At 63.5% G+C, this 5,565-nt stretch carries 3 protein-coding genes; 2 read left to right on the forward strand and 1 reads right to left on the reverse strand.

Annotation, left to right across the window (positions count from 1 at the left end):
* Window positions 1-123: 123 nt before the first annotated feature.
* Entirely contained in the window at window positions 124-2,664 is a 2,541-nt protein-coding gene (locus tag ADADOO_RS03495) for a PAS domain-containing hybrid sensor histidine kinase/response regulator (RefSeq protein ID WP_511275053.1), read from the reverse strand.
* A 165-nt stretch (window positions 2,665-2,829) separates the two neighbouring features.
* On the opposite strand from ADADOO_RS03495, the gene ADADOO_RS03500 reads away from it, so the two are divergent.
* Both ADADOO_RS03500 and ADADOO_RS03505 read left to right on the forward strand, forming a co-directional pair.
* Window positions 2,830-3,618, forward strand: a complete 789-nt coding sequence (locus ADADOO_RS03500; protein WP_511275055.1) for a DUF3348 domain-containing protein — start codon at window positions 2,830-2,832, stop codon at window positions 3,616-3,618.
* Window positions 3,615-5,565: DUF802 domain-containing protein (locus tag ADADOO_RS03505; protein WP_511275057.1), on the forward strand; the 1,951-nt coding region annotated here is incomplete at its 3' end. The genes ADADOO_RS03500 and ADADOO_RS03505, both read left to right, overlap by 4 nt.

Genomic DNA, 5,565 nt, shown 5'->3' on the forward strand with positions numbered 1-5,565 from the left:
CTTGAGGCAAAGAATGTCGGCCATGGGGAGTGGGGTCTGGTTAGGCGGAGAGGCCGGCATTATACCCGAGGTGACGGTGGGTGCCGGGGTCGGGATGGCACCATGCCGCAGTTGCGGCCGACTTCAATTTTGGGCGATTTTTCCGGTTGACCGTGGGATTGGGCCGCCCTGCTCCAACCACTTGAGCACGCTGGCAAAGAGCATTTCGGGAACTACCGGCTTGGCGATGAAGTCGTTCATCCCCACTGCATAGCAGCGTGCCTTGTCTTCGGCAAAGGCGTTGGCGGTCATGGCCAGAATCGGCGAGTCGCCGCCGATCGCCAGCTGCCGGATGCGCCGGGTCGCTTCCAGGCCGTCCATCCGGGGCATCTGCATGTCCATCAGAATCAGGTCGTAGCTGTTCTTTTCGGCCATCGCCAACGCTTCCAGGCCATCGTTCGCCACATCGACCTGCAAACCGGCATCGCTCAGCAGCGCGACGGCAATTTCCTGGTTGATCGGCTCATCCTCGGCGAGCAGTATTCGCCGCCCGGCGTATCGGCTCTGCAACCCGGCCTCGGCCATCATTGGCGGGGCTGATGCAGCCCCTTTTGTGGCGGAGCCTTTGTTTAGCCGGGTGGTGAACCAGAAAGTGCTACCAACCCCGATCTGGCTAACGACGCCAGCCTCACCGCCCATCAACTGGGCCAGCTTTCGGGTAATGGCCAGCCCCAGGCCGGTGCCACCGAAACGGCGCGATATCGAATCGTCGGCTTGGGCGAAGGAGGCAAACAGGCGCTCCTGAACCTCGGGTGGAATGCCGGGCCCGGTATCCTGTACCTCGACACGCACCAGAACGCTGGCATCGTCCTCGCCCTCCTGCCGCACACGTAGCGTTACACCACCGACCTCGGTAAATTTGATGGCATTGCTGGCGTAGTTCAATATCGCCTGCTGAATCCGCGTCGGATCACCCAGCAGATTGCGCGCAAGTGTCTGCACATCGCAGCGCAGGATCAGGTTTTTAGCTTGGGCCTGCCCGGAGAGCATGGAAGCGACATTGGCAGCAAGCGCGCCAAAGTTGACTTCACTTTCTTCCAGGACAAACTGGCCGGCTTCGATCTTCGACAAATCGAGAATGGCATTGATGATTTCGAGCAGATGCCGCCCGGCCACGTCAATTTTCTCGAGCTTTTCAGCCTGCTTGGGCTCCACCCCCGAGCGTTTGAGGAGATGCACCATACCGGTAATCGCGTTGAGCGGCGTTCGTATCTCGTGCGACATGTTGGCGAGAAAGGAACTCTTGGCGACATTGGCCGCTTCCGCTGCTTCCTTGGCGACGGACAGGGCCGCCGTGCGCTGGGCGACCAGGTCTTCGAGGTGCAGGCGATAGGCGACCAGTTCGGCTTCCGCCGCCTTGCGCTGCGAAATATCGCGGGTGACGGCCAACAGCAGGGTCTGGCCATTGTCCGTCATGGGCACGGCATGGGTCTCCAGCCAGCGCCGGCCGCCCTTCAGGCCACACACCTCGAATTCCATTTGCACTGCCGCCCCGGCCAGCACCTTGTGGTGCATGTCCACGAAGGCAGCGCGGTATTCCGGCGCGACCAGATCCAGCATCGGCTGATTGGCCACCTGCGCCAGGGAGTCGGCCTCGATCATCGCCAGTCCGGCCGGATTCATCTGGAGCAACCGCCCCTTGGCATCAAGCATCTTGATGCATTCCGGCTCGTTGTCGATGATGGTGCGTAGCCGGGCCTCGCTTGCCGCGACATCGATCAGCGCCTGCCGGCGTTCGGCATCAATGCGCGCCAGTTCGATCCGGGTTTCGGCAAGCCAGCCGAGCACACTGTTTTCCATCCCCGCGGCCACCGGAACGGGGGTCGAAAAATCGCCCTGACCGAGCCGGGCGATGCGCGCATGCACCTCGTCCAGCGACCCGCCAAGGCTGGTCCGCAAGGCCCGATAGGTACGCCTCACAGTCAACAGCAGGAGCAGCCCCAATAAGATGAATATCCCTCGCATCAGCAAGGCAAAATCTTCGGCATCACGCACCATCTTTTTTGTGCGCTCCGTCAACAGCTCATGCAGTTCGCTCATCGGCCGCATGATGTCGGCCTTGGCCTGATGATAGGCGGCGTCGTTCAACATCTGGCTGGCCTGCAAGCGAACGGTGTCGCTGATTTCCACAGCGGACTCGACCAGCGCCATGGCGGCGAATTCGGTACGGGTCAGGGCATCCGAATTGGCTTTGGCCTGCGCCAGCCGAGCGAACTCCTGATCGGAAAAACCGGCCTGCCGCATCAGGTCAAGCAGGGAAATGTTTTGCCCGCTCGATGGACGTGGGCGCCGGTCATCCGCGCCCACCATGTCCCAGTAAATATTCTGGTAATCCACCGGGCGAGGCTTGCGGCCGTCGCGGATGTCGAGGATTTCCTGGTAATGCTGCTTGAACAGGGGATCGCCGGTTATCACATAACTGCGCACCATGCGCGTCAGGTCATCGGACGACTGACGCAACTCCTGCGCCAGCCAGTAAGACCGAATGCGCTCTTCGTTAGCCTCGTCGATCTGCTTTTCCGAACGCACATAAAAGAAAAAGACAAGGGAAAAAATGACGAACACGACTACCACCAGCCACAGGCTGCGGGAAAATCGGGAGGGACTGGAAATGGCTGAACTCATTTTTTTGCTTACTGAGCTCATCATACCTGCTTGCAACAGCTGGACTGAAGTCAGACGCCGCGGATAGCAGGCGCCCGGCCTGAGCGGTAAAACACAGACCGCTGACCGCGTCGCAAAGTTGGTGTAGCCTTGCCAGCCCTTTCGACGTCGAACCAGGTCATGATCATGACGCGTGAATTGCAACGCGCCACCTTCAATCGCGCTGCCCTCGTCCGCGTCCTGTCCGACACCCTCCCGGAAGTCCCTGATCCGAAATACGATTTCGGCGAACGGCTCGGGCAGTGGCTGGACTTTTCGGATGCGCTGACGCTGTTTTCGGTCCTCAACACCGAGGCCGGCAGCGGCATGCACATCGCTTCGGTCAACAGCGACCTGCCGGCCCAACTGGCCCGCGTTCGCCGCAACCTGAGTGATTCGATCCACAACGACGGCGTTTTCAGTGCCGATTCGGCGTGCACTCCGGCGCGCATCCCTTTCCCGACGCCGCTGCCCAACGCCACGCCGGCAAGCGCCGCCGATTTCTCGCCCTATCACCGCTACTATCTTGCCCACCAGCGCGACATGAACAGCGCCATCACGGCCCTGCGCGCCAACGCCCGCAAGGCGCTGGCCGGCCAGTCGGCGGCGGGCAAGCAACTGGCCGACCTCGACGCCGCCTTCGAGAAATTTCTGAGCGTGCGCGAACGCAATCTGCTGTCGAATATCCCGATCATGCTCGGCAAGCGCTTTGACCAGCGCTACGCCGAACACCGCGCCGCCCTGACCGACGAATTCGCCAACGACACCGCCGACGATCCGACCACCTGGACGCAGCCGGGCAGCTGGCTCGAAGCCTTCTGCCATGACGTCCAGACCGTGCTGCTCGCCGAACTGGAACTGCGCCTCAAGCCGGTTGCCGGCCTGATCGCCGCCCTCGGCAGCTCGGCCGAAACCAAGGAAACGAAAGCCCAATGAACCGCAATCTCAGTCTCTTCGCCTTCATCCTCGGCCTGTTCGCCGTCATCTGGGTCGCCATTGGCTACATCGCTGGCCACCCGCTGGCCTTCACCGTCTCCTGCATCATTGCTACGGTCTACCTCGCCGGCGCCCTCGAAATGCGCCGTTTTCACGCCAACACCACGGCGCTGGCCAAGGCACTCGGCAACATCCCGGACGACATCGGCCACCTTGGCGAATGGCTGCAACAGGTGCCGGCCGCGCTGCAAAACGCCGTCCGTCTGCGCATCGAAGGCGAGCGCGTCGCCCTGCCCGGCCCGGGCATCACGCCCTACCTCGTCGGCCTGCTGGTCCTGCTCGGCATGCTCGGCACCTTCCTCGGCATGGTCGTCACGCTGAACGGTGCCGTGCTGGCGCTGGAAAGCACCACCGACCTGCACACCATCCGCTCGGCGCTGGCCGCACCGGTCAAGGGCCTCGGCGTCGCCTTCGGCACCTCGGTCGCCGGCGTCGCCACTTCAGCAATGCTCGGCCTCATTTCCGCCCTGTGCCGGCGCGACCGCCTGCAAGTCGGCCAACTGCTCGACAGCAAGATCGGCAGCGTGCTGCGCGATTTCTCGCTCACCTACCAACGCCAGGAAACCTTCAAGGCCCTGCAGGCGCAGGCCCAGGCGCTGCCCGAACTGGTCGGCAAACTCGACGCCATGATGAGCCAGATGGCCGATCACAGCCGCCAGCTCGGCGAGCAATTGCTGGCCGGCCAGCAACGTTTCCATGAAGAAGCCAAGGGGCTGTACACCGGTCTGGCCCAGTCCGTCGACCAGTCGCTCAAGGCCAGCTTGCGTGACAGCGCGACGGTCGCCGCCGAGACCATCCAGCCCGTCGTCACCGCCACCATGGCGAGCATCGCCAACGAAACGCGCGGCCTGCACGACAAGCTGTTCGGCACCGTCGAAACCCAGCTCGCCGGCATCGCCGGCCAGTTCGCGCAGACCGTGACGACCGTCAGCGACACCTGGACCCAGGCCCTGAGCCACCACGAACAGGCCACCGCCACCCAGCACCTGCACCTGCAAACCGCGCTCACCGCCTACGCCGACACCTTCGAACAGCGATCCGCCGCGCTACTTGCCTCGGTCGACAGCACCCAAACCAAACTGCAAGCCGACGCCGCGCAACAACACTCGATGCTGGCCGAAACCACCGCCGCCAGCCAGCAACAACTGGCCACCACGCTGGCCAACCAGTTCGACGGCGTCACCGCCCGCCTCGATCAAGCGGTCAGCCAGGTTGCCGACACCTTCGGCGAACGCACGGAGGCGCTGCTCACATCCATCGACGCCAGCCACGCCGCCTTCGCCCAGAGCACGCAGGCCCAGCAGGCAGCGATCAGCGAGCAGGTCGCCGGCCAGCTCGACGGCATCGCCCAGCGTTTCGACGGCGCCGTGCAAACGGTGGCCGAAACCTGGACCAGCGCCCTTGCCAAGCACGAACAAGCCAGCGACCGCCTGACCCAGGCTTTGGAACAAACGCAAACCAGCCTCGCCGACACCTTCGCCCAGCGCACCGCCACCCTGCTCGCCGACATGCGCGCCACCCAGGCCGACTGGCAGCGCGATTGGGCAACCGGCGAGCAAACCCGCCAGACCAGCTTCACCGACGCCCTCACCGCCATGGCGGGCAAGCTCGAAGCGCAATGGCAGCAAGCCGGTCAGGCAACGCTGGCGCAGCAGGAAAAGATCACGCAAACGCTCGGCGAAACAGCCCGCGACCTCGTCGCCGCCCACCAGCGCCAGGCCGAAACGACCATTGCCGAAGTCACGCGCCTCATGCAGACCGCTGCCGAGGCGCCCAAGGCCGCCGCTGAGGTCATCGGCCAGCTACGCCATGAGCTGTCGGCGAGCATGGCCCGCGACAACAGCCTGCTCGAAGAACGCAGCCGCATCATGGAAACGCTGGGCGCCC

The sequence above is a fragment of the Azonexus sp. genome, from assembly GCF_036170495.1.
In the GTDB taxonomy this organism is placed as follows: Bacteria; Pseudomonadota; Gammaproteobacteria; order Burkholderiales; family Rhodocyclaceae; genus Azonexus.

Coding starts and splice junctions, on each gene's coding strand:
- ADADOO_RS03495 (WP_511275053.1), bottom strand. CDS start 2,664: ATGAGTTCAGCCATTTCCAGTCCCTCCCGATTTTCCCGCAGCCTGTGG.
- ADADOO_RS03500 (WP_511275055.1), top strand. CDS start 2,830: ATGACGCGTGAATTGCAACGCGCCACCTTCAATCGCGCTGCCCTCGTC.